The sequence below is a fragment of the Aurantimonas marianensis genome (genome assembly GCF_024195285.1).
GTDB classification, from domain to species: Bacteria; Pseudomonadota; Alphaproteobacteria; order Rhizobiales; family Rhizobiaceae; genus Aurantimonas; species Aurantimonas marianensis.
On record NZ_JALHBS010000009.1, the window covers coordinates 45,510 to 67,978 of the forward strand.

General features: G+C 66.2%; 20 protein-coding genes. 8 read left to right on the forward strand and 12 right to left on the reverse strand.

Features of this window, described 5'->3' with window-relative positions; all coding sequences use genetic code 11:
* Positions 1-3 precede the first annotated feature (3 nt).
* Positions 4-1,587 carry a gamma-glutamyltransferase family protein gene (locus MJ956_RS01850; RefSeq protein WP_253962779.1) on the forward strand — a complete coding sequence of 528 codons (1,584 nt, stop codon included), beginning with the start codon at positions 4-6 and terminating at the stop codon, positions 1,585-1,587.
* A 115-nt stretch (positions 1,588-1,702) separates the two neighbouring features.
* On the opposite strand, the gene MJ956_RS01855 is transcribed toward MJ956_RS01850, so the two are convergent.
* From MJ956_RS01855 to ahcY, 4 genes are all read right to left on the reverse strand, one after another.
* Complete coding sequence (locus MJ956_RS01855) at positions 1,703-2,446, reverse strand: nucleotidyltransferase family protein (protein WP_253962780.1); 744 nt, start codon at positions 2,444-2,446, stop codon at positions 1,703-1,705.
* Complete coding sequence (gene tsaE, locus MJ956_RS01860) at positions 2,443-4,041, reverse strand: tRNA (adenosine(37)-N6)-threonylcarbamoyltransferase complex ATPase subunit type 1 TsaE (RefSeq protein ID WP_423724778.1); 1,599 nt, start codon at positions 4,039-4,041, stop codon at positions 2,443-2,445. The genes MJ956_RS01855 and tsaE overlap by 4 nt, the downstream gene beginning before the upstream one ends.
* Positions 4,038-6,596, reverse strand: coding sequence for a PAS domain-containing sensor histidine kinase (locus MJ956_RS01865; RefSeq protein ID WP_253962781.1), 2,559 nt, complete (start codon positions 6,594-6,596; stop codon positions 4,038-4,040). The genes tsaE and MJ956_RS01865 overlap by 4 nt, the downstream gene beginning before the upstream one ends.
* Positions 6,597-6,860: 264 nt before the next feature.
* Positions 6,861-8,261, reverse strand: a complete 1,401-nt coding sequence (gene ahcY, locus MJ956_RS01870; RefSeq protein WP_253962782.1) for an adenosylhomocysteinase — start codon at positions 8,259-8,261, stop codon at positions 6,861-6,863.
* 199 nt (positions 8,262-8,460) lie between these two features.
* Here ahcY and MJ956_RS01875 point away from each other — a divergent pair, with 199 nt between their 5' ends.
* Positions 8,461-10,311 (forward strand): hypothetical protein, encoded by a 1,851-nt coding sequence (locus MJ956_RS01875; RefSeq protein ID WP_253962783.1) that lies wholly within the window; start codon positions 8,461-8,463, stop codon positions 10,309-10,311.
* A 15-nt stretch (positions 10,312-10,326) separates the two neighbouring features.
* On the opposite strand, the gene MJ956_RS01880 is transcribed toward MJ956_RS01875, so the two are convergent.
* The 5 genes from MJ956_RS01880 to MJ956_RS01900 all read right to left on the reverse strand — a co-directional run bounded on the left by MJ956_RS01880 (position 10,327) and on the right by MJ956_RS01900 (position 14,288).
* Positions 10,327-10,707, reverse strand: a complete 381-nt coding sequence (locus MJ956_RS01880; RefSeq protein ID WP_423724779.1) for an HPr family phosphocarrier protein — start codon at positions 10,705-10,707, stop codon at positions 10,327-10,329.
* The gene (locus MJ956_RS01885; protein WP_253962784.1) at positions 10,707-11,108 is read right to left on the reverse strand and encodes a PTS sugar transporter subunit IIA; all 402 of its coding nucleotides are present in this window, start codon (positions 11,106-11,108) and stop codon (positions 10,707-10,709) included. Before MJ956_RS01885 ends, MJ956_RS01880 begins: the two co-directional genes overlap by 1 nt.
* Before the next feature lie 192 nt (positions 11,109-11,300).
* Positions 11,301-11,756, reverse strand: coding sequence for an HPr kinase/phosphorylase (locus MJ956_RS01890; protein WP_253962785.1), 456 nt, complete (start codon positions 11,754-11,756; stop codon positions 11,301-11,303).
* Positions 11,753-13,576 (reverse strand): sensor histidine kinase, encoded by a 1,824-nt coding sequence (locus tag MJ956_RS01895; RefSeq protein ID WP_253962786.1) that lies wholly within the window; start codon positions 13,574-13,576, stop codon positions 11,753-11,755. The genes MJ956_RS01890 and MJ956_RS01895 overlap by 4 nt, the downstream gene beginning before the upstream one ends.
* Before the next feature lie 7 nt (positions 13,577-13,583).
* The gene (locus MJ956_RS01900) at positions 13,584-14,288 is read right to left on the reverse strand and encodes a response regulator transcription factor (protein ID WP_206453765.1); all 705 of its coding nucleotides are present in this window, start codon (positions 14,286-14,288) and stop codon (positions 13,584-13,586) included.
* Positions 14,289-14,741: 453 nt separating this feature from the next.
* On the opposite strand from MJ956_RS01900, the gene MJ956_RS01905 reads away from it, so the two are divergent.
* From MJ956_RS01905 to MJ956_RS01930, 6 genes are all read left to right on the forward strand, one after another.
* The gene (locus MJ956_RS01905) at positions 14,742-16,358 is read left to right on the forward strand and encodes a phosphoenolpyruvate carboxykinase (protein ID WP_253962787.1); all 1,617 of its coding nucleotides are present in this window, start codon (positions 14,742-14,744) and stop codon (positions 16,356-16,358) included.
* Positions 16,359-16,540: 182 nt separating this feature from the next.
* The gene (gene arfB, locus MJ956_RS01910; protein WP_253962788.1) at positions 16,541-16,975 is read left to right on the forward strand and encodes an alternative ribosome rescue aminoacyl-tRNA hydrolase ArfB; all 435 of its coding nucleotides are present in this window, start codon (positions 16,541-16,543) and stop codon (positions 16,973-16,975) included.
* A gap of 180 nt (positions 16,976-17,155) precedes the next feature.
* Positions 17,156-17,725 carry a fasciclin domain-containing protein gene (locus tag MJ956_RS01915; RefSeq protein WP_253962789.1) on the forward strand — a complete coding sequence of 190 codons (570 nt, stop codon included), beginning with the start codon at positions 17,156-17,158 and terminating at the stop codon, positions 17,723-17,725.
* Positions 17,726-17,934: 209 nt separating this feature from the next.
* On the forward strand, positions 17,935-18,441 hold the full coding sequence (gene msrB, locus MJ956_RS01920; RefSeq protein WP_253962790.1) for a peptide-methionine (R)-S-oxide reductase MsrB: 507 nt from the start codon (positions 17,935-17,937) through the stop codon (positions 18,439-18,441).
* Positions 18,442-18,662: 221 nt separating this feature from the next.
* Positions 18,663-19,097, forward strand: a complete 435-nt coding sequence (locus MJ956_RS01925; protein WP_253962791.1) for an Hsp20 family protein — start codon at positions 18,663-18,665, stop codon at positions 19,095-19,097.
* A 35-nt stretch (positions 19,098-19,132) separates the two neighbouring features.
* Complete coding sequence (locus MJ956_RS01930) at positions 19,133-19,387, forward strand: BQ00720 family protein (RefSeq protein ID WP_253962792.1); 255 nt, start codon at positions 19,133-19,135, stop codon at positions 19,385-19,387.
* A gap of 78 nt (positions 19,388-19,465) precedes the next feature.
* Here MJ956_RS01930 and ptsN read toward each other — a convergent pair whose 3' ends face one another.
* The 3 genes from ptsN to rpoN all read right to left on the reverse strand — a co-directional run bounded on the left by ptsN (position 19,466) and on the right by rpoN (position 22,326).
* On the reverse strand, positions 19,466-19,930 hold the full coding sequence (gene ptsN, locus MJ956_RS01935; protein WP_253962793.1) for a PTS IIA-like nitrogen regulatory protein PtsN: 465 nt from the start codon (positions 19,928-19,930) through the stop codon (positions 19,466-19,468).
* Positions 19,931-19,989: 59 nt separating this feature from the next.
* Positions 19,990-20,562 (reverse strand): ribosome hibernation-promoting factor, HPF/YfiA family, encoded by a 573-nt coding sequence (hpf, locus tag MJ956_RS01940; protein WP_253962794.1) that lies wholly within the window; start codon positions 20,560-20,562, stop codon positions 19,990-19,992.
* A gap of 258 nt (positions 20,563-20,820) precedes the next feature.
* A complete protein-coding gene (gene rpoN, locus MJ956_RS01945; RefSeq protein ID WP_253962795.1) occupies positions 20,821-22,326 on the reverse strand; it encodes an RNA polymerase factor sigma-54 in 1,506 nt (501 codons plus the stop codon).
* Between the last annotated feature and the right edge of the window lie 143 nt (positions 22,327-22,469).

Below are 22,469 nucleotides of genomic sequence, written 5' to 3' on the forward strand. Positions count from 1 at the left end.
GACATGCTTCACAGCGCCAAGGGCCTCAATGGCTGCGTCACCGCGCCCCACGCCGCCGCCGCCCTCGCCGGCCGCGATATCCTTGCCAAAGGCGGCACCGCGATCGAGGCGATGGTGGCCGCCGCCGCCACCATCGCGGTCGTCTATCCTCACATGAATTCGATCGGCGGCGACGGCTTCTGGATCATCCAGAAGCCCGGCAAGCCGCCCGTCGGCATCTCGGCCTGCGGCAGGGCGGCGGAACTGGCGACTCCGAACTGGTATGCCAGCCACGGTCACAGCGAGATGCCGACACGCGGCGCGCACGCCGCGCTGACTGTGCCGGGGACGATTTCCGGCTGGGCCAAGGCGCTGGAGATGGTGGACGGCGGCCGGCGGCTTTCCCTTGACGGCCTTCTGGCCGACGCGATCGCCCATGCCCGCAACGGCATGGTCATGACCGGCAGTCAGGCTGCCTGTACCGAAGCCAAGATGGACGGGCTGAAGGATGTGTCCGGTTTCGCCGACATCTTCATGCCGAACGGCACACCGCCGCGCGAAAACGACGTCCTGAAACAGCTGGCGCTTGCGAACACCTTCGAGACCCTCGCCCGGGACGGGCTGGATTCCTATTATCGCGGCAGTATCGCCAAGACCCACGCGGCGTTCCTGGAAGCGTCCGGATCGCCGTTACGGCTGTCGGATTTCGAGCGTTTTCAGGCCGAGATCGTCGAGCCCCTGTCGGTCGAATTATCGGTCGGAACCGTCTTCAACATGCCGCCGCCGACGCAAGGCGTTTCCTCGCTGATGATTCTGGCCTTGTTCGACCGGCTGAAGGTCGAGATGGCCGAAGGCTTCGACCATCTGCACGGGCTGATCGAGGCGACCAAGCAGGCCTTCATTCTACGCAATGCGGGCTTGGGTGACCCCGACTTCATGGATCCGCCCGCCGCCGACTGGCTCTCCGACGCCACGCTCGACTCCCTGTTCGCCAGGATCGATCGGCAGACGGCATTGGCCTGGCCGCAGCAACCCAAGCCCGGCGATACGATCTGGATGGGCGCCGCCGACCGCGACGGAATGGTCGTGAGCTTCATCCAGAGCGTCTACTGGGAGTTCGGCTCGGGCCTGACCTGTCCTGACACCGGCGTATTCTTCCAGAACCGTGGCGCGGGCTTTTCCCTGGCCCCCGGCCCCAATCAGCTGGGGCCGTTGCGCCGACCGTTCCACACGCTCAACCCGGCGCTCGCCCAGCTCGAGGACGGCCGCGTCATTGCCTATGGCACGATGGGCGGCGAAGGTCAGCCGCAGACCCAGGCGGCGATATTTTCCCGATACGCGATGTTTGGCCAGGGCCTTCAGGCTGCTATCACCGCGCCGCGCTGGCTGCTCGGCCGCACCTGGGGTGACGCCACGACGTCGCTGAAGCTGGAGGATCGTTTTGCGCCCGACCTCGTCGCCACGCTGGCGGCAAGCGGCCATGTCGTCGAAATGATCGAACCGTTCTCCGATACGGCCGGCCACGCCGGCGCGCTGGTCCGGCATCCTTCCGGCGTCGTCGAGGGCGCCAGCGATCCACGGGCCGATGGCGCGGCAGTGACGCTTTGATAAACGCTCGGCGGCAAGATCTCGCCGCCGGTTCAGGCGGCGTTGCCTCTTCTCGCCCGCCAAATAACCGCTCGGTACATTTGCAGAGCCAGCCTATGGCCGCTCAGGACGCCCCCTACGCCGCCGCGCTCGCCACGAACGCCGCCTCCGCCAGTGGGATCGCCGCGGGGGTGCCGACGGTGATCCACAGGCCGCCGAGGCGCACGCCGTAAAGGCGGTCGGCGTCGATGGCGTCGTCGAAAATGCGGTTGAGCGAGAATTTTTCTTCCCGCATGCCGGAAAACACCTCCGGCTTGAGGATCGCCGCGCCGGCATAGATGAAGGGCGACATGTCGCGCTCCTCGACGCGGGTGAGCCGCCCCTCGGCGTCCATGACGAAATCGCCCGGCCCGTCATAGCCGGTCGCCTGGCGCATGTCGGCGATCAGCAGCGAGACGTCCATGCGGGCGGGGTCCCACAGGCTTGCCAGAAGATCGAGATTGTCGCGGTAGCCGTCGATCCAGAAAGTGTCGGAATTGATCACGTAGAACGGCTCGGTGCCGAGCTCGGGCAGCGCCTTGACGATGCCGCCGCCCGAATCCAGCAGTTCCGCCCGCTCGTCGGAGATGACGATCTCCATGTCCTTGCGCTTGCGCAGATGCGCGCGCATCAGGTCGGGCAGGTAATGGACGTTGACGACGACCTTTTTCACGCCGTTGCGGGCCAGCGCGTCGAGGCCGTAGTCGATCAGCGCCTTCCCGCGAATTTCCACCAGCGGCGTCGGGATGGTCGAGGTGATCGGGCGCATCCGTTTGCCGAGCCCGGCGGCCAGCACCATGGCGGTGGTCGGCTTGAAGGATGCGGCGGGTTTTTCGATCATGATCGTGTATCCGAGGGTCTGAGGGCCTGGGGCGCGGTGTCCTCGTCGAGGACGCCCCAGTCCTGGTAGAGGGCGCGGAGCGCGGCGAGCGCGGGATGGCCGAGCGTGCGCCGCAGATAGGCCTTTATGCGCGGTATGTGACGCAGATATTGCGGCTTGGCGTCCCGTTCCATAAGGCGGACGAAAATGCCGAGGATTTTCGAGGCCCGCTGCGCCGCCATGATGGCGTAGGCGCGCTGGAAGCTGTCGGCGTCGAAGCCGCCCTCGGCCTGGCGCAGCGCGATATAATGGGCGACCAGCCGGGCTTCGAGTTCCGCCGGAATGTCGACGCGCGCGTCCTGGGCGAGCGAGGCGACGTCGTAGGCCGAGGGGCCGATGACGGCGTCCTGGAAATCGATCAGCCCGATGCGCTGGCGGCCGGACTGCTCGGGCCGCCAGATGATGTTGGGCGAGTGGAAGTCGCGCAAGGTCAGGCTTGTCTCGGCGGCGGCCAGAGCCTCGAACAGCGCGTTCCAGGCGGCGGCGAAGTCCGCCCGCTCGTTGTCCGTGGCGGGGCGGCCCTTGGCGCGGGGCAGATACCAGTCGACGATCAGATCGACCTCGATCCGCATCGCACCGCGATCGAAGGCCGGCACCGTGTGGACGATCCCGTCCGCGACCGGCATCTCGCTCGGCCATGGTGTCGCGTGCAGTTCGGCGAGACAGGCGATCGCGGCTTGGTAGCGCTCGGGCACCGGCCGGCCGGCCGTGTCGAGCAGCGTGTCCGCGCCCAGATGGTCGATCAGTAAGAAGCCGTTGTCGAGATCTGCCTTGCGGATCGCCGGGGCGGCGAAACCGGCCGCGACAAGGCTTTGCGCGACGGCGACGAAGGGGGCGACATCCTCGGCCAGATGGGCGATGCGGCTGTAGGGGAGGCCGCTCTGGACCGGTGGCCCGTCCGGCTGACGCGGCGCGTCCATCAGGACGAGCGTCTCGCCATTGCTCTCGACGGTCTCGTAGCGGCGGGTCGAGGCGTCGCCGGTGAAGCGGCGGCGGGGCGCCTCGGCAAGGCCCGCGGCGGCGAGGAAATCGCGGATCGCCAGGCTGCGGCGAATGCGGGCGCCGGCGATCTCGCTCGCGCTGATGGCGGCGATGCGTCCGCTGCCCGGCGCCATGGCGAGTTCGACGACGACCGTGGCCGCCGCAAGGGCGCTCGGCGCGTTTTGCGGCCATTCGACGAGAGCAATGCCATCGCGGGCGCTGTCCTCGAAGCCGAGCTCGTCGAGCTCATTGTCGCCGGCGAGGCGGTAGAGATCGAAATGGGCGACCGGCGGCGTCGTCGCGTAGGTCTGCACCAGCGTATAGGTCGGCGACGGCACTTCGAGGCCGGGATCGTCGGCCAGCGTGCGGATCGCCGCTCGCGCCAGGGTGGACTTGCCGGCGCCCAGATCACCACAGAGGGCGACGACGTCACCGGGGTTAAGCGCCAGCGCCAGATCGGCGCCGAGCCGCCGCGTCGCCGCTTCGTCGGCGAGCGTCAGGTCGGCGACCGCCGCGAGCGGCGGGGGCGCGGGGTGCGTGTCGTCGATCATGCGCGGGGCATTTAGGGCGGTCATTCGGCCGCGTCCTCGAACGGCCTCTGATCGGCGGTGATCTCGCCGGGCGATGTCGGATCGAGCGGGAACGTACAGGTGACGGTGGTGCCGCGGTCGGGGCCTGAATCGATGTGCGTCGTGCCGTGGTGCAGTTCGACGAAGCTCTTGACGATCGACAGCCCGAGGCCGGCGCCCGACTGCCGCGCCCCGGCCGGGCTGGCCTCGAAGCGCTCGAACATCCGGTCGATCCGGTCGGGCGCGATGCCGGGGCCGTGGTCGGTCACCCCGAAGGATATCGTGCCGGCGCCGCGTCGTGCCGTCAGGCCGACGGCCGAGCCGGCCGGAGCGAAATTCGCCGCGTTGGACAAAAGGTTGAACAGGATCTGGGTGAGGCGATGGCCATCGGCGAGAAATGTCCCGCCGGCCTGGCTGAGATCGACGTCGAGCGTGACCCCGGCGTCCGTGAGGCGCTCGCGCACACCGTCCACCGCATGTTCGACGGTGGCGGCGATGCCGTCCTCGGACAAATCGAGTTCCATGATGCCGGCATCGACCGTCGCGAGATCCAGAATGTCGTTGACGATCGTCAGGAGCGACGACGTCGAGGTCGAGATGTAGCCGAGATATTCGCTTTGGCGCTCGTTGAGCGGGCCGGTGTCGCGCGAGCGCAGCAGCGCCGAGAAGCCGATGATGTTGGTGAGCGGCGAGCGCAGCTCGTAGTTCACATGCTGGACGAAATCGTTCTTGATCTGGTTGGCCTGTTCCAGCGCCTCGTTTTTCTCGCGCAGCATCCGCTCGGCCTCGCGGGCATCGGAAATGTCGGAGAAGGTCAGCATGGTCTGGCCGTTCGGCAGCGGCACGATGCCGTAGGCGATGGTACGGCCCGACGACAGCGTCAGCTCGCCGGTCTCCGTATCGCGGCCCGCCTCGTCGAAGGCGGTGACCGCCTGGCTGAACAAAGGCCAGCCCGCGCCTTGCGCGCTGGCGCCGTCCGCCGGGATCGTCACCGTCGCAAGATCCGGCAAGGTGTGGATGCGGGGCCGCGACAGGAGATAGTCCGGATCGAATCCGAACATCTCGGCGAAGGCCGGATTCGACAGGCGTAGCCGGCCGTCGCTGCCGAACACGGCGACCGCCTCGCTCAGATAGTCGATGGTCTCGCGCTGCAGCTGGACGGTCGACTTGACCTGGCTTTCCAGTTCCAGCTTTTCGGTGATGTCCTCGAATACCCATGTGGCCCCGCCGCGTGGTTGCGGCGTCGCGATGACCCGGAGGGTGCGGCCGTCCGCCAGATGCCACAATGTCTCGGTCGGCTCGGTCGCCCGATAGGCGGCGAGATCCTGGTCCTGGATTTCGCTGCGGAACAGCTTTTCCGTCGGCAGAATGCCGCGTGTCCTCAGATTGTCGAGCAGCGAAAGATGATCGGGCTCGGACTCCAGATAGGCGTTGGTGAGGTCGAACAGCCGTTGCAGCGCCGCGTTGTAATAGGTCAGGCGGGTTTTCTCGTCGAACCGCGCGACCGCCGTCGTCAACTGGTCCAGCGTCTCGGACTGGCTGTCGATGGTCTGACGCAGTTCCATGCGGACCTGTTCGGTCTCCGACACGTCGATGGCGATTCCGGCCGAGCCGAGCGGACCCGACGCCTCGACGACGGCAAAGTTTCGCCGGTCGGCCTCGACCACCGTCGACAGCTTGCCGGAGAAGATCCGATCCTCGCCGAGACGCGCGGCGATCGCCCTGCGATCCTGCTCGCTGAGAAACTCGATCTGGCGGTCGAGTCCGTCGGCGACCGACGCCGCGTCGACCGCCCCCGCATAGGCCTCGTTGATCCAGGTCAGACGGCCGTTCCGATCGCGCAGCCAGATCGGCAGCGGCGCGGCGTCGAAGAGATTCTGCATGGTCTCGATCGTCGCGAGCGAGCGGCGCTGGGCGTCATCTAGCTCGTGAAGGCGTTCGCGCACGCCTTCCAAGAGGACGAAACGGACGACCGCGAGGCCCCCCAGGGTGCTGCCCGTCGCCTCGATCATGCGGCCGCGCCGCAGGTCGATTTCGAGCCAGAACGATTCGCCGTCGCCGCGCAGCCGGCCGATCGCCGCGGCAAGCGTCTCGGCGTCCTGGCGTGGCATCCAGTCGCAGAAGGCGAGGAAGCGCCTTTCCTCCGGCGGCGCTCCGCAGGTTTCAGGAAGGGTGCCGAAGACTTCCGGTTCGCCTGCTCCGGCATAGACGACAAGCCGTTCCGCGCCGGCGGTCAGCAGCGCTGTTCGCGCGTCGGCCTCTGCGCGGCTTTCGGCCAGGCTCGCGCGCAGACCGTCATTTTCGGCGGCGATCATCGCGCGCTGGCGGATGAGGAAGACCGCGCTCAACATGGCGGCACCCAGCAGCATGGCGAGAAGCGCGAGATAGAGGACGTCGACCGGACTTAGCATGGCGTCGACGCCGCCGGCGATTGTGTAGGATTGGGCGCGGGTCACCGCCGGCGTCAGGATGATCCCCACAGCCAGGCCGGCCGCCGCGACGATGGCGCCGTCACGCGGTCCTCTGTCATTCGCCGCCAGTCTGATGGGATCGGAATCCATTCTCATCCGGAAAGCGCCGCCGCGCCCGGATCCGAAACCCTCGAACATCTTGTCTGCCCCCGTATGTTGCCGCCGCTTTTCGAGACATGACTCAAGGAAACGCGATCGCGTCGGCCATCCGCCCCCGGACCCCGCGATTCGTTCATGGTAGCTCGTGTAAAATCTTACGCAATCCACAACAAAGCGGGTCGGCCAAAAGAAAAAAGCCGCCGGGACGGCTTGCGTCCCGGCGGCTGTTCTGGGCGGCCTGACGACGCGGCGGTGTCAGTAACGGTAATGCTCGGGTTTGTAGGGCCCTTGTGGCGTCACGCCGATATAGGCAGCCTGTTCCTCGGAGAGGACGCTCAACCTTGCGCCGAGCTTGTCGAGATGCAGTCGTGCAACTTTCTCGTCCAAATGCTTCGGCAGCACATAGACTTCGTTCTTGTACTGTTCACCCTTGGTGAAGAGTTCGATCTGCGCCAGCGTCTGATTGGTGAAGGACGCCGACATGACGAAGCTCGGATGGCCGGTGGCATTGCCGAGATTGAGCAGCCGGCCCTCGGACAGAAGCAGTATCCGCTTGCCATCCGGGAAGGTGATCATGTCGACCTGCGGCTTGATGTTCGTCCATTTCAGATTGCGCAGCGCGTCGATCTGAATCTCGTTGTCGAAATGGCCGATATTGCCGACGATCGCCATGTCCTTCATGGCGCGCATGTCGTCGATGCGCACGACATCCTTGTTGCCGGTCGTGGTGATGACGATGTCGGCGGTCGGCGCCGCGTCCTCGAGCGTCACGACTTCGAAGCCGTCCATTGCCGCCTGCAGGGCGCAGATCGGATCGACCTCGGTGACCTTCACCCGGGCGCCGGCGCCGACGAGTGAGGCCGCCGAGCCCTTGCCGACATCGCCATAGCCGCAGACCAGGGCGACCTTGCCGGCCATCATCACGTCGGTTGCGCGGCGGATGCCGTCGACCAGGGATTCCTTGCAGCCATATTTGTTGTCGAATTTCGACTTGGTGACGCTGTCATTGACGTTGATCGCCGGGAACGGCAGCAGCCCCTTCTTCTGCAACTGGTAGAGCCGGTTGACGCCTGTTGTCGTCTCCTCGGTGACGCCTTTGATCGCGTCGCGCTGGCGGGCGAAGAAGCCGGGCGTCTCGGCCATGCGCTTCTTGATCTGCGCGAAGAGGATCTCCTCTTCCTCGTTGCCGGGATCGGACAGAACGTCCTCGCCGGCCTCGGCGCGCGCGCCGGTGAGAATGTACATCGTGGCGTCGCCGCCATCGTCTAGGATCATGTTGGTGGGCTCACCGTCCGGCCACTGGAAGATCTTGTCGGTAAAGGTCCAGTAGTCCTCGAGGCTTTCGCCTTTCACCGCATAGACCGGTGTGCCGGTGGCGGCGATCGCCGCGGCGGCCTGGTCCTGGGTCGAGAAGATGTTGCAGGACGCCCAGCGCACCTCGGCGCCAAGCGCCTGCAGCGTTTCGATGAGCACTGCCGTCTGGATCGTCATGTGCAGCGATCCGGTGATCCGCGCGCCCTTGAGCGGCTTGTCGGCGCCGAATTCCTCGCGGCAGGCCATCAGGCCCGGCATTTCCGTTTCGGCGATGTCGATCTCCTTGCGGCCCCAGTCCGCGAGCGAGAGATCCTTGACGACGTAGTCGTTGGCGTCAGCCATGTTGCGTCCATTCGTGCTGGAAAAGGATATCGTGCCGAAAACGGAATTTCGGCGTTTCTGGCGACGCCATAGCAGGTAGGGAAGACTGCGGCAAGAGGATATAAACATTTGCTTATGTCTTGATGGGTTGCGGCGTTTTGACCCCGTGGCGTTTCGCGGTAGCTTGGCCCGCTGGGATATCGTCGGGGAGGACGGCCGCATGCGAGTGAGGACGGCTGTGCTGGCTGCGGTGACGGCGGCCATAGGGGGCGCGAGCGTCGCGACTGCCGGTGCCCAGACCGTCCCTGCCCAGATCGTTCCGGCGAAGCGACCGGCGGCAACGGCGGACGCCAAATGGCCGGACGGGCTCATGGCCTTTGCGCTTCCCTACTCTCCCTATCTGTTCGACCTCGTCGTCCATGCGGGCCGCAGTGTCGCCGAGATCACCTACGGGACGCGCCGTTACGATCCGGTGACGCGCTCGCTGGTGGTGACCGACCTTGAGATTCGCCGCGCCGCGTTCCAGGCGAGCATCGGCCAGCTCCGCGTGTCCGTCGACGAGGCCGTGTATGAGAACGTCGCCGTCGACACGCGGGCCCTGCCGCTCGATCCGACGACACGGGCTATCCTGCGCAAACTGGATCGGGAGACCGTGACGGGCGACGTGGCGGTGACCGGTCGGATGGATGCGGCGGCGGCTGATTACGACCTGAGCGCGTCGCTCGGAATCGACGGCGCCGGCACGCTGGAGATCACCGCTGAACTCGAAGGCTTTCACATTCTCGCACCGATCGAGGGTTTCGACGGCATCGATGCGGACGCTACCCCGAAATTCGCCGGCCGGCTGCGCTCGGCGCGGATCGCATTCGCCGATGCCGGTCTCGCTTCGGCGCTTTACGAGGTCTTGGGCGGGCAGCAGGGCATGACGGCCGAACAGGCACGCGGCACGGCGTCGATGATGGCCGGGATTGGTGTCACGGCGCTGTTTTCCGAGCTCCCGGGGGGGCGGAGCCCGCGTCTTCAGGAGATGGCGCGTAGTTGGTCGGCGACGATCCAGTCGTTTCTGATCCAGCCGGATCGGCTGGAGGTCTCGCTTGATCCGGCGTCGCCCCTCGATCTGGCCCGCCTGACGCGTGGAACCGTCGGCGCGGAGGATATTCTGGCGCTCAATCCGACGGTCGTGGCGGGACGGTCGCGGAGGGTCGCCCTTGTCGATCCGACGACGATCGCGCTCGCCCCGGACGGCCCGATCGAAGCGGTTCTGCCGGCCGCCGAAGCCCTCGTCGAGGGTCGGGGCGTTCCGCAGGATATCGCCCGCGGCGTGACCCTTGTGCTTCCCACGGCGCGCTCCGACAACCGGGCGGCGATCGGCCTTCTCGCCCGCGCGCTGGCGCTCGATCCCGGCGTCGCGATCGCCCAGGATCAGTTGCGCGGTGCCTATGCCGCGCTGCTGTTGGCCAAGGCCGACAAATTGTCCGTCGCTGACGGCAGTCTTGATGCGCTCCGCCGCCGGCTGAGCCCCGAGGAACTTGCGGCGGCGGAGGACGAGGCCTTGCAGCGCTGGCGGCGGACCAAGATCGGGGAATCCCAGCGCCAGATCGAAATCGGTGCCTTCGAGGCGCGTGATTGGCCGACGATCCGTCGCCTGGCCTTTGCCTATTACGAAGGCGCGACGATGCCGCGCAACCTGATGCGCGCCTATGGCTGGGCGTCGATCGCCGCCGCCGGGGGCGACCGGCTCGCCGCCGGCCTGCGAGATGATCTGACGGCGGCTGTCAGCGAGGGCAGGATGGTGTTGCCGATGGAGCGGGCGCGCAAGGCGACCGACGATCTGTGGCGGTTGATCGTCTCGGACGCGCCGTCTGGAGGCCGTGGCGCGGACGCCGGGGCGGCACCGCCGGAGGCGACGCCGCAAACATCGCCTCGGGCGCAACAGATACCTGGCGCGAGCCGCTCCGAAACCGGAGCGTCCGACGGTTCACCGCGACTTCCCGCTGACGCCGCGGCGCGGGACACGCCCGAAGCAAGCGATGGCCCCGGACCGACGGAGACCCCCGGTCCCGCCGATTGAACCATGCGACGCCGCTCAGGCGGACTCGCCGAAACGGTCGGCGACCAGCGCTTCGATCGCATCGAGCGCGGCTTCGGCTTCCGGGCCCCGCGCGGCCACCTCGATAACGGTTCCCTGGCTGGCGGCCAGCATCATCAGTCCCATGATCGACTGACCGCCCACGATCAAGCCGTCGCGCGAGATCGTCAACTCGGCGTCGAAGGCCTCGGCTGTCTGGACGAAGCGGGCGGAGGCGCGGGCGTGCAGGCCGCGCCGGTTGACGATCGTCAGGATCCGCGGCGGCGGCCCTTCGGCGTCCTTGGCGCAAGACGGCGCGACCTCGGCGGCCGGAGTGTCCGGCACGGTCCCGGCCTGCGGCGCCCCGCGCGGGTCGGTGTCGTGGAAGCGCCGCGTCATCATTTTCCGCTGAGCACGCGGCTCGCGACATTGATGTATTTGCGGCCGGCCTCCTGGGCGGCGACCAGCGCCTCGGCGAGCGGCTTTTCCTCCCGCACGCTCGCCAGCTTGATCAGCATTGGCAAATTGACCCCCGCGAGCACGTCGACATGGGTGCCATCCATCACCGAGATGGCGAGATTGGAAGGGGTGCCGCCGAACATGTCGGTGAGGATGATCACCCCGTCACCCCGTTCGGCGCGAGCGACGGCCTCGACGATATCGACGCGGCGCTGCTCCATGTCATCCTCGGGACCGATCGAGATCGTCTCGAAGGCGTCTTGCGGACCGACGACATGCTCGACCGCGTGCCGAAATTCATCGGCGAGCCGGCCATGGGTCACGAGCACCAACCCGATCATGCGCGCAACGCTTCGATTGCCTGGCCGGACATCTGGCAAACTCCTTAAGATCGGCGACCGGTATCACCGGCCACATGACGAGGCGACGGCAGGCGCATCCGCCTCCGGTCATTAGCGGGCGCATCTTGTCATCCTGCCGCCGATGCGCAAGTCAAATGATAGCGGGCGCTCGCGGCAAACCCTCGAAGCGCGTCACCCATCGTCGACCAGCGGCGCCATGGCAAGCGAAACGAGGACGTCGGCGCCGAAGGCGGCATCGCGCTCGGGCAGGCGGGCATGGCGCACGATGACGTCGAGAATCGGGATCGTGCCGTTCTCCGGCAGGCGCTCGATCGCCGCCGGCTCGCACAGATCGACGACCAGGGCGAGGACTGCGGAAGCCACCGTCTCCTCGCGCAAAATGCCGATTCCCGACACCTCGATCAGTCCGCGCAGATTGGCCGGCGCGCTCAGAACGATGCCGGCGTGGCTTCGCGCCACGACGACCCGGTCGTCGGCCACGAGCCGGGTGTGAAGGCCGAGTGAGGCGCCGCGCCGCAAGGCGGAAAGGCAAAGAGCCGACTTGCCGCTGCGCGCCGGGCCGCGAACCAGGATACCCAGACCGCCGATCGCGATCGCGCAGCCGTGAAGATTGGCGGACTGGCTCATTCGGCCGGCAACGAGACGGTGAAGCGGGCGCCGGCGACCCCGTTCGGGGCGGCTTCGTCCTCGATGTTCTCCGCCCTGAGCGTGCCGCCATGGGCCTCGACGATCTGCCGGCTGATCGACAGGCCAAGACCGGAGTTCTGACCGAAGTCTTCCTCCGCCGGACGGTCGGTGTAGAAACGCTCGAAGATACGGTCGATGATTTCGGCCTGGATGCCCGGCCCGTTGTCCTCGATCGTAACGACGACGCGCTGGCCGCGCCGGCGCAAGAGGACATCGATCCGGCCGTTGCTCTCCGGCACGAAGGATCGGGCGTTCTCGATCAGGTTGGTGAACACCTGGCTGAGCCGCAGATCATGCCCGGTGACGACATAGCCGTCTTTCATCGAGGCGGGCAGCCTTTGCTTTTCGAACGTGATTGTCACCGCGCGGCGCGTCCGCGAATTGCCGCGCGCGCCATCGACCACCGAGCGCAGAAGCGCGGCGAGATCGACCTTCTGGGCGATCTGGCGGGCGAGTTCGGCGTCGAGGCGCGAGGCGTCGGCGATGTCGGTGATCAGTCGGTCGAGCCGCCGCACGTCGTGCTGGATGATCTCGAGCAGACGCTCGCGGGAGGTTTCGTTGCGGGCCAGCGGCAGCGTCTCCACGGCGCTGCGGAGCGAGGTCAGCGGATTCTTCAGTTCGTGGGATACGTCGGCGGCAAAGGATTCGATCGCGTCCATTCGGGCATAGAGGGCATTGGTCATGTCGCGAAGGGCGGTCGCCAGATTGCCGACCTCGTCGGCCCGATCGCCGAAATCGGGGATCGCCGCCCGTTCGTCGACACCGCGCCGAACCCGGATCGCCGCGGCCGACAGGCGCCGCAGCGGCGTCGCGATGGTCGAGGCGAGGAGAATGGACAGGACGATGGTCACGATCGCGGCGACCGCGAAGACCCGGACGATCGCCATGCGCTCCGCCTGGACGATCTTGTCGATGTCGCCGCCCTGGGTCGATAGCAGCAGCACCCCGAGCACGGCGCGGAAGCGCTGGATCGGCACCGCAACCGAGACGATGAGTTCGGCGCTCTCCGTGGCTCGAACCACCGTGGCGGGGCCGCCGGTCAGCGCGTTCATGACCTCCGGATAGGCAGCGCCCGATCCCCCCGGCGTCTCGCGATAGATCGGCAGGTCGCTGCGCTGGAACAGATTCTGGAACCAGTTGACCGCCGCCTCCACGAAGGCCGGCTCCTCCTCGGCCACGGGCGGCAGGTCGTAGCGCAGGATCTGCCCGCGCGAATAAAGATGCCGGGAATCGAGGATCAGATTGGCGTCGCGATCATAGAGCCGTGCCCGCGTGCGTGTCGGCGAGATCAGCCGACGCAGCAATGGCGCGACGCGCTCCGGATTGATCGGGAATTCCAGGCTGTCGGTGATGTCGGTGCTGGGAGCCAGCGTGTCGCCGGCCTGCAGTTCCAGAAGACGCTCCGGATCGAGGGTGATCGAATTGGTCTCGACCGTCGCCGAGGACGCGATGGCGCTGGCGATGATTTCGCCCTGTGTCAAAAGGCTTTCGACGCGGGCATCGATGAGGCCGGCGCGGAACTGGTTGAGATACAGGATGCCCGAGACGAGGACGATCAGCGCCACGAGGTTGAGGAAGACGATGCGCCGGGTCAGCGAGGAAAAGATCGTATGGCCGAGCAGGCGCCGCGCCTGGTAGAGCACGCGCCGGATCAGCGGCAGCCGGCGCAGCCGTTTGCGCAGGATCGCCTCGCGCCGCCGCCCCTTCGGCCCGACATCGCCGCCGCCGCCGTCCTCCTGAGGCTCGGTTAACGAGACCATGCGCGCCTCAAGCTTCGCGGAAACGATAACCGACGCCGTAGAGGGTCTCGATCATGTCGAAATCGTCGTCGATCACCTTGAACTTCTTGCGAAGCCGCTTGATGTGACTGTCGATCGTGCGATCGTCGACATAGACCTGTTCGTCATAGGCCGCGTCCATCAGGGCATCGCGGCTCTTGACCACGCCCGGCCGCTGCGCGAGCGAGTGCAGGATCAGGAACTCGGTCACCGTCAGCGTGACCGGCTGGCCCATCCAGGTGCAGGTGTGCCGCTCCTGGTCCATGACGAGCTGGCCGCGCTCGAGCGAGGATTCGGGCGTCGGCGCGCCGGTCTTGGCGACGCCTTCACGCGCCGCGCCGCGCCGCAGCAACGCCCGCACCCGCTCGACTAGCAGCCGCTGCGAGAACGGTTTGCGGATATAGTCGTCGGCGCCCATCTTCAGGCCGAAGAGTTCGTCGATCTCCTCGTCCTTCGAGGTCAGGAAGATGACCGGCAGATCGGATTTCTGCCGCAGCCGCCGGAGCAGTTCCATGCCGTCCATGCGCGGCATCTTGATATCGAAGATCGCCAGATTGGGCGGGCGCGACTGCAGGCCTTCGAGGGCGGACGCCCCGTCGGTGTAGGTCTCTACCCGGTAGCCCTCATTCTCGAGCGCGATCGAGACCGACGCGAGAATATTCCTGTCGTCGTCGACCAGGGCGATCGTAGGCATTGCGGTACTCTCCATTTTCCACCCTCCACACGACATCGCCGTCGTTTGAAGCGCCCAGCTATCTGCCGGTTGCCGACGGCCTCGTTTCCGGCGGCGGAGGCTTTCATTTCTGGGAGAAGGCCGGCCGATCCGGACCTTCCCGCTGATGGCGCGTTGGCATCGCCCATCTGCGCTAAATGTGGCGGAATGACAAAATTACAAAGCCGGGGGGCGCTAAAGGCGAAACGTTCCGCCCGAGTCGCACGGCCCGGGACGAAAAATCCGCCACCATATCAAACGATTTGTGGCGCGGATCGAACCGATTAGAATGGAACATTACTAGTCTAAATCGATTAACATCCTGTTTCGATTAAGCATTCTCGAATGAATCGGGTTGATCGCCATGCCCGGGGGCAGTATCTACCGGTGGATTGCGAGACCGCTTGCTGACGAGCGGCCGCGGGGCATGGGGAGATGACTGTGGACGAGATCGGCACGCGCAACGCCAATAGCGGGATCGAGACGACAGGATTGTCGGATCTGTCCTCGCTGCGCTGGAACCTCAAGGAAGCCGAACTGGTGGAGACCGCCGTCAGGCGGGGCGAGGGACAGTTGACGGCGCACGGCGCCTTTGCCGCCGTTACCGGCAAGCACACCGGGCGATCCCCGAAGGACCGATTCCTCGTCCGCGACGACACCACCGGGCCCGTCGTCTGGTGGGACAACAACGCGGCGATGGAGCCGGAGGCTTTCGAGCGGCTCTACGACGACTTCAAGGCTGCGGCGAAAGGCCGTGACCTCTTCGTGCAGGATTTGATCGGCGGCGCCGATCCGGCCAATGCGATCCGCGTGCGCGTCGTCACCGAATATGCCTGGCACTCCCTGTTCATCCGTACGCTGTTGATCCGTCCGACCGCGGAACAACTGCAGGACTTCGTGCCGGAGATGACGATCATCGACCTGCCGTCGTTCAAGGCCGATCCGGAGCGGCACGGCTGCCGTTCCGAGACGGTGATCGCCGTCGACATGACGCGCAAGATCGTCCTGGTCGGCGGCTCATCCTACGCCGGCGAGATGAAGAAATCGGTGTTCTCGACGCTCAATTTCCTCCTGCCGGAGCGCGGCGTCATGCCGATGCATTGCTCTGCCAATGTCGGCCCGGACGGCGACGCGGCGGTCTTCTTCGGCCTGTCCGGCACCGGCAAGACCACCCTGTCGGCCGATCCGCACCGCACCCTCCTCGGCGACGACGAGCACGGCTGGGGCGAGGATGGCATTTTCAATTTCGAGGGTGGCTGCTACGCCAAGACGATCCGCCTGTCGGCCGAGGCCGAACCCGAGATCTTCGCCACCACACGCCGCTTCGGCACGGTGCTGGAGAACGTCGTGCTCGATGCCGACCGGGTGCCCGACTTCGACGACGGCTCGCTCACCGAGAACGCCCGCGCCGCCTACCCGCTGCACTTCATCCCCAATGCGAGCGAAACCGGCCGCGACGGCCATCCGAAGAACATCATCATGCTGACCGCCGACGCGTTCGGCGTGATGCCGCCGATCGCCCGGCTGAGCCCGGCCGAGGCCATGTACCACTTCCTGTCCGGCTACACGGCGAAGGTTGCCGGCACGGAAAAGGGCGTGACCGAGCCCGAGGCGACCTTCTCGACCTGCTTCGGCGCGCCCTTCATGCCGCGCCACCCGTCGGAATACGGCAATCTCTTGCGCGATCTGATCGGGCGTCATGACGTCGATTGCTGGCTGGTCAACACCGGCTGGACCGGCGGCGCCTATGGCACCGGCCATCGCATGCCGATCAAGGTGACCCGCAAGCTGCTCGCCGCGGCGCTCGACGGCTCCCTGAAGGACGCCGAGTTCCGCGCCGACCCCAATTTCGGCTTCCAGGTGCCGGTCGCGGTGGAAGGTGTCGACAGCGCCATCCTCGACCCGCGCTCGACTTGGGCCGATACGGCGGCCTACGACGCGCAGGCGAGAAAGCTGGTCGAGATGTTCCGCAACAACTTCGCCAAGTTCGAGAGCCACGTCGATGCCGACGTGCTCGAGGCCGCGCCGGCCCAGGCGATGGCGGCCGAGTAGCCCCGCCGGGCCAAGACCGTTCGTTCGAGCGAAGGCTCGCGGCCCCGCCGCGGGCCTTTTCGTTTGTCAGAAGGCGCGGCCGACGGCCGGCGCGTTGCGATCGCCGAAGCCGCTCTATAGTGCGGTCGGGCGAAACCCTGATCGCAAGGGTTGCCGGGCGGCAGGGGGAAGGACGGGGCAAGATGGCGGGGGAGAACGATCTAAAGATCAACAACCGGGTGACGATCCCGGACGCCGATCTCGAGGAGCAATTCATCCGCGCCGGCGGTCCCGGCGGCCAGAATGTCAACAAGGTCTCGACGGCGGTGCAACTGCGGTTTCTCGGCAGTCAGTCGACGGCGCTGCATCCCGATGCCTATCGCCGGCTGCTGCGGCTGGCCGGGCAGCGGGCCACCAAGGACGGCGACGTCCTCATCGCGGCCTCGCGCTTCCGCCGCCAGGACCGCAACCGCGAGGACGCCCGCGAGCGGCTCGCCGAACTCGTGCGCGAGGCGCTAAAGCCGCCGCCGCCGCCGCGCCGCAAGACCAGGCCGACCAAAGGCTCGATCGAACGCCGGCTCAAGGCCAAGAAGGGCCGCTCCCAGACCAAGCGGATGCGTGGCCCGGTCGACGATTGACGCGACGGGTCCGCCAACGCCTGCGGGCCGCGTGGCTCGTCCTGCGACGTTGATGCCGATCCCCTCCTGACGATTATGTGATCGGCGAAATTAAAGCCGCTTGCCGCCTGCTTCCGTATCTCCTGCATCCTCCCAAGTCGGGACGGAACGTTTCACCAACGAAACAGGGAGACTTTCACCATGATCAAGACTCTGATCCGTACCACCGCCATCGCTTCGCTGATTGCCGCCGGCACCGTCGGCGTCACCTCGACGAGCTTGGCCCAGGACATGCCGATGGTCGGCGGCGCGCCGATGGATCCGGCCAAGACCATCCCGGAAAACGCTTCGGCGGCCGACAATCTGACGACGCTGGTCGCGGCCGTGAAGGCTGCCGGTCTGGTCGAGACGCTCGCCGGCGACGGGCCGTTCACGGTCTTCGCGCCGACCAACGAAGCGTTCGAAAAGCTGCCCGACGGCACGGTCGAAACGCTGCTGAAGCCGGAAAACAAGGATCAGCTCACCAAGATCCTGACCTATCATGTGGTCCCGGCGGCGGCGACGTCCGATGCGGCCATGCAGATGATCAAGGACGATGGCGGCAAGCACGACGTCACCACGGTCTCCGGCGGCACGCTGACGCTGCAGATGGATGGGGAAAATCTGGTCGTCATCGATGAGGCCGGCAACGGCGCGACGGTCGTGCAGGCCGACGTCATGCAGGCGAACGGCGTCGTGCATGTCATCGATAGCGTGCTGATGCCGAAATAAGGTTCGGCTCGGATGACGGCGGGCTGAATCCGCTCCTGCCGATGTGATCGCCCCCGCGCCCTTCGTGAATGGCGCGGGGGCTTTGGCGCTATTATTGTCGCGATTGGAATACCCGGCCGTTGCGGGACGTTCCGCCGACGGGTCGGGCAAGCGCCGGCGCGGGGTCGCGGAGACTGCCCGGGCCGCGCCGTCGAATCAGGGAGATCAACATGATGAGACGCAATTTTCTGCTGAGCACCGCGGCGCTGGCCGCAACGGCCATCGGCGGCGGACTGTTTTTCGGCTCGCGCGCGAAAAGTCGGGAAGCGGAGTTTCCGGTCTCGCTGACCCCGGAGGAGTGGCGCGCCAAGTTGACGCAGGAGCAGTTCGCCGTGCTGCGTGAGGAGTCGACCGAGCGCCCCTTCACCAGCCCTCTCAACGATAACAAGCGGGCGGGCCTCTATGCCTGCGCCGGCTGCGATACGCCGGTTTACTCGTCCGCGGCGAAATACGATTCCGGAACCGGCTGGCCGAGCTTTTGGGAACCGCTGTCGGCGTCCGTTATCGGCACCAGGACGGACTACGCGCTGATATATCCGCGCACCGAAGTTCACTGCGCCACCTGCGGCGGCCATTTCGGCCATATCTTCGACGACGGACCCCCGCCGACCGGCAAGAGGCACTGCCTGAACGGCGTGGCGCTGGCCTTCAAGCCGGGTGCGACCACCGCCTCCTGACCCGGCGGACATGCGCGACTGGACGAGACGACGGCGGCCCGGATCGGGTCGCCGTTTTCCGTTTGGCAAGGAAATGGTGCCAGCATCGTGAAAGCTGCGGCACCCGCGCGATGGATTGAATGGCCGGACCGGCGACGCCATATGGAGAAGTGAAAGCCGGGGAAGGTGCCGCTGAAGGGCCTTGTCCGAGAAAGTCGCTTCTTGAAGGACTTGGCAGACCGATGAGCCGTATCACGCCGTTTTCCAGCCCGCTGCTGCTTGGCTTCGACAGTGTCGAAAAGACCCTTGAGCGGATCGTCAAGGCTGGCGACGGGTATCCGCCCTATAATATCGAACGTATCCGCCCTGGCAAGGATGGGGCGGCATGCGACGACCGGATCCGGATTACCCTTGCGGTCGCCGGTTTCAAGCCGGAGGAGCTGGAGGTCACGACCGAGGAAAACCAGCTTTTGATCCGTGGCCGCCAGAGCGACGAGACCGAGCGCGAATATCTGCATCGCGGCATTGCCGCGCGGCAGTTCCAGAAGGGCTTCCTGCTCGCGGACGGTATGCGGGTCATCGGAGCGCGGTTGAAGAACGGGCTTTTGTTCATCGATCTGGCAAAGCCTGAGCCTGAGCGGATCGTTAAGAAGATCGAGATCGCGGTCGCCGACTGACCGAGTATCGCGTAGCCTTGAAAGGAGACGGTGCCATGACCGAACATCAGATTTCGACAGTCAGCGAGATCGATCTCGCCGCTATCGGCGAGGGCCATGTCGCGTATCTGCGCCAGATGACGTCGGACGAGATGCGGGCGCGGTTTCCCGCGGCGCAATCGATCCGCCCCGGGCTCAATCTCTGGGCCTTGTTCTCGGCCGACGGGACGCCGCTGGCGGTGTCCGACGACCGCGGCAGCATCCTGGCAAGCGCCAACGAAAACGAGTTGGAGACGGTCAGTCTCCACTGACCGCGACCGACCACCGGGACAGACCGGGGCGACCACGCCGGACCGGCGTGGTCGCCCTTTTCATAGAAGGTGGAGAGATCAGGCGGCGTTCTGTGCCGAGGCGCTGGTCATCAGCGCGTAAAGGGAACTGGCGTCGCGCGCGTCGCGGATATTGGACACGGTTTCCTGGTTGCGCAACAGCCGCGCGACCTTGGACAGGGCCTTGAGATGATCGGCCCCCGACCCTTCCGGCGCCAGCAGCAGGAAGACGAGGTCGACCGGCTGATCGTCGAGCGCGTCGAAATCGACCGGCCGCGTCAACCGCGCGAAAACGCCGACGATGTGATCCAGCGCCGGCAGCTTGCCATGCGGGATGGCGATGCCGTTGCCGACGCCTGTTGATCCGAGCTTTTCCCGCTGCAGGATCGTCTCGAACACCTCGCGCTCGCCCAGTCCCGTCAGCGTCGCTGCCTTCTCGGCGAGTTCCTGAAGCACCTGCTTCTTCGACGTGGCCCGCAAGGCGGGCAGAATCGCCGCGGGTTCGATAAGCGTCTCGAAATCCATCGCTGAGGTGCCTCTTGCTGCGGAGCGCGTCAACCTGAGCCCCGAACCTTGCGCGGCGCTCAAGCGTCGCCAGCGTAGGTCGATGGATCCACCCAGCCGTAATTGCCGTCGGGCCGCCGGAAGACGATGTTGAGATCGCCGGATTTGGCGTTGCGGAAGACCACCACCGGGCCATCCTGCCGGTCGAGCTCCATCACCGCGCCAGCGACCGAGTGCGTGCCGACCTTCAGCGTGGTTTCGGCAATGATCGCCGGCGAAAAATCCTCGGGAATTTCGTCCTCTTCATCCGGGATCGCCGCCATGACGGAATAGGCCATGTCGCGCCCGTTGACGTGTGAGCGGTGATCTTTGAGCCGGCGCTTGTATCGTCTGAGACGCTTCTCGATCCGCTCGGCGGCGTCGGCGAAGCTGGACTCGGGATCGTGCGCCTCGCCGGCGGCCTGGAAGACCACGCCGGTGTCCAGGTGCAAGGTGCAATCGGCCGAATAGCGGGCAGCATTTTTCGAGATCACGACAGTGCCGGAGAAATTGCCGTCGAAATATTTGTCGACGGCTTCGCTCAACCGTTCTTCGATCCGCGTCCGGAACGCCTCGCCGACGTCCATATGCTTTCCCGATACACGAAGACTCATGCTTGAAAGCTCCTGTGAGATGACCGTTGCGGCCTCTGATGTGCCGCTCGAGTGGAACGCGCCGGGCGGGCGTTGGGTGCCGTTCGGACCAAAAATTTCACGCGGCCGCGGAGCCGGATCGCTCGGACCCGACCGAATTTACGAAGTGGCGCCTTCTAGGGATCAACGCCAAGACTGTCAACGCGGGGATCATGGCCCATCCCCCTTTCCGCAAAAGCCCGAGCATCGTTCTGGTCTGCGCCACCCCGCCGTCCTTCGTCAAGAGGCCAGACGCCGCGCGTTCATCTCGCGCCGGCGCTGGATCGACGACGCAATGCCGAGCGCCTCGCGATATTTCGCCACGGTCCGCCTTGCCAGATCGACCCCTTCCTTGTTCAAAGTCGCGGCGATGTCGTCGTCGGACATGACCTTGCCGTGGCTTTCCGCGTCGATCAGCGCCTTGATTCGATGCTTCACGGTTTCCGCCGAATGCGGGTCGCCGCCATGCGCCGAGGCGATCGCCACGGTGAAGAAGAAGCGCATCTCGAAGGTGCCGCGCGGCGTCGCGACGAATTTCGACGCGGTGACCCGGCTGACGGTCGATTCATGCATGCCGATCGCTTCGGCGACTGCCATCAGCGTCATCGGCTTCAGCCCTTTGATCCCATGAGCCAGGAACCCGTCCTGGCGGCGCACGATCTCGCTCGCGACCTTGACGATCGTCTTGGCCCGTTGGTCGAGAGAGCGCACCAGCCAGTTGGCCGATTGCTGGCATTCGCCGATGAAGGCGCGATCGTCGTCGGACAGGCAGCCGCCGCGTACGGTGCGCAGATAGGCATTGTCGACGAGAACCCGCGGCAACGCCTCCGGGTTGAGTTCGACCTGCCAGCCGCCATCCGGCGCTTCGGTGACGATGACGTCGGGGATGACGGCCTCCAATCCCTCGTGGTCGAAGGCGTGGCCGGGTTTGGGATCGAGCCTGCGGATCTCGGCGAGAATCTCAATCAGACCCGCCTCGTCCTCGCCGGTGAGGCGGCGAAGCGCCGCGAAATCGCGCCGGGCCAAGAGGTCGAGATGGGCGAGCACGGTCCGCATGACCGGGTCGAACCGGCCCTTGCGTTGCAACTGCAGCGTCAGGCATTCGGCGAGATCGCGGGCGAACAGGCCCGGCGGCGTCGCTTCGCGCTGCAGGATGGCGAGCGCCGCTTCGACCACGGCCGCCGCAACGCCGAGATCGGCGGCGAAACTTTCCGGGACGAGCCGCAGATAGCCGCACTCGTCGAGAAACTCGACCATCGCCTCGCCGATCTTGCGCGCCAGGCCGGGCGCAAGCGCGTCGGCGACTTCACCGCGCGCATGGGCATGAAGGGAGGGACGACTGTCCGCCAGGTTTTCGATGCTGAAATCGGCGCCAACGGGCCGTGCCTCGCCGCGCGAGCTCGGACCGGATTGCGCCGGCCTGTCGTCGTCGCCGTCATCGCGGCCAGGAAAGCCACTCTCGAAGGCCGCGCCATCGCTTGCCGCGCCGGACAAGGCGTCGTGGTCCGACTCCGCGCCAGGAGTCTCGTCCGTGCCGCCCGCGGGGCCGTCCACGCTCTCGGGCGTGGTCGCGTCGGACGCCGCCGTATCGGCGTCCGCGATCAACGGATTGCGCTCCATCTCGGTCTCGACGAAGGCCTTCAGTTCTAGATGGCTGTATTGGAGCAGGCGAATCGATTGCAGCAGCTGGGGCGTCATTACCAGCGATTGCGTCTGCCGCATGTGCAGTTTGGCGGAAAGAGCCATGAGACGCCGATACACTCACCTAGGTCTGGGTTGCCGCCGTCGCCGGATGTCCCGGCACCATGCGCGCGCCGCCCGGCGCTTGCCCGCGAAAGCTGGCCCGGCGGCAAACCCGTGCCGCCTCATCAAAGCGGGTCGTCGCGTTC

Excerpts from the sequence above, each read along its gene's own strand:
- MJ956_RS01850 (WP_253962779.1), top strand. The coding sequence starts at position 4 with ATGCTTCACAGCGCCAAGGGCCTCAATGGCTGCGTCACCGCGCCCCAC.
- MJ956_RS01855 (WP_253962780.1), bottom strand. The coding sequence starts at position 2,446 with ATGATCGAAAAACCCGCCGCATCCTTCAAGCCGACCACCGCCATGGTG.
- tsaE (WP_423724778.1), bottom strand. The coding sequence starts at position 4,041 with ATGACCGCCCTAAATGCCCCGCGCATGATCGACGACACGCACCCCGCG.
- MJ956_RS01865 (WP_253962781.1), bottom strand. The coding sequence starts at position 6,596 with ATGGATTCCGATCCCATCAGACTGGCGGCGAATGACAGAGGACCGCGT.
- ahcY (WP_253962782.1), bottom strand. The coding sequence starts at position 8,261 with ATGGCTGACGCCAACGACTACGTCGTCAAGGATCTCTCGCTCGCGGAC.
- MJ956_RS01875 (WP_253962783.1), top strand. The coding sequence starts at position 8,461 with ATGCGAGTGAGGACGGCTGTGCTGGCTGCGGTGACGGCGGCCATAGGG.
- MJ956_RS01880 (WP_423724779.1), bottom strand. The coding sequence starts at position 10,707 with ATGACGCGGCGCTTCCACGACACCGACCCGCGCGGGGCGCCGCAGGCC.
- MJ956_RS01885 (WP_253962784.1), bottom strand. The coding sequence starts at position 11,108 with ATGATCGGGTTGGTGCTCGTGACCCATGGCCGGCTCGCCGATGAATTT.
- MJ956_RS01890 (WP_253962785.1), bottom strand. The coding sequence starts at position 11,756 with ATGAGCCAGTCCGCCAATCTTCACGGCTGCGCGATCGCGATCGGCGGT.
- MJ956_RS01895 (WP_253962786.1), bottom strand. The coding sequence starts at position 13,576 with ATGGTCTCGTTAACCGAGCCTCAGGAGGACGGCGGCGGCGGCGATGTC.
- MJ956_RS01900 (WP_206453765.1), bottom strand. The coding sequence starts at position 14,288 with ATGCCTACGATCGCCCTGGTCGACGACGACAGGAATATTCTCGCGTCG.
- MJ956_RS01905 (WP_253962787.1), top strand. The coding sequence starts at position 14,742 with ATGACTGTGGACGAGATCGGCACGCGCAACGCCAATAGCGGGATCGAG.
- arfB (WP_253962788.1), top strand. The coding sequence starts at position 16,541 with ATGGCGGGGGAGAACGATCTAAAGATCAACAACCGGGTGACGATCCCG.
- MJ956_RS01915 (WP_253962789.1), top strand. The coding sequence starts at position 17,156 with ATGATCAAGACTCTGATCCGTACCACCGCCATCGCTTCGCTGATTGCC.
- msrB (WP_253962790.1), top strand. The coding sequence starts at position 17,935 with ATGATGAGACGCAATTTTCTGCTGAGCACCGCGGCGCTGGCCGCAACG.
- MJ956_RS01925 (WP_253962791.1), top strand. The coding sequence starts at position 18,663 with ATGAGCCGTATCACGCCGTTTTCCAGCCCGCTGCTGCTTGGCTTCGAC.
- MJ956_RS01930 (WP_253962792.1), top strand. The coding sequence starts at position 19,133 with ATGACCGAACATCAGATTTCGACAGTCAGCGAGATCGATCTCGCCGCT.
- ptsN (WP_253962793.1), bottom strand. The coding sequence starts at position 19,930 with ATGGATTTCGAGACGCTTATCGAACCCGCGGCGATTCTGCCCGCCTTG.
- hpf (WP_253962794.1), bottom strand. The coding sequence starts at position 20,562 with ATGAGTCTTCGTGTATCGGGAAAGCATATGGACGTCGGCGAGGCGTTC.
- rpoN (WP_253962795.1), bottom strand. The coding sequence starts at position 22,326 with ATGGCTCTTTCCGCCAAACTGCACATGCGGCAGACGCAATCGCTGGTA.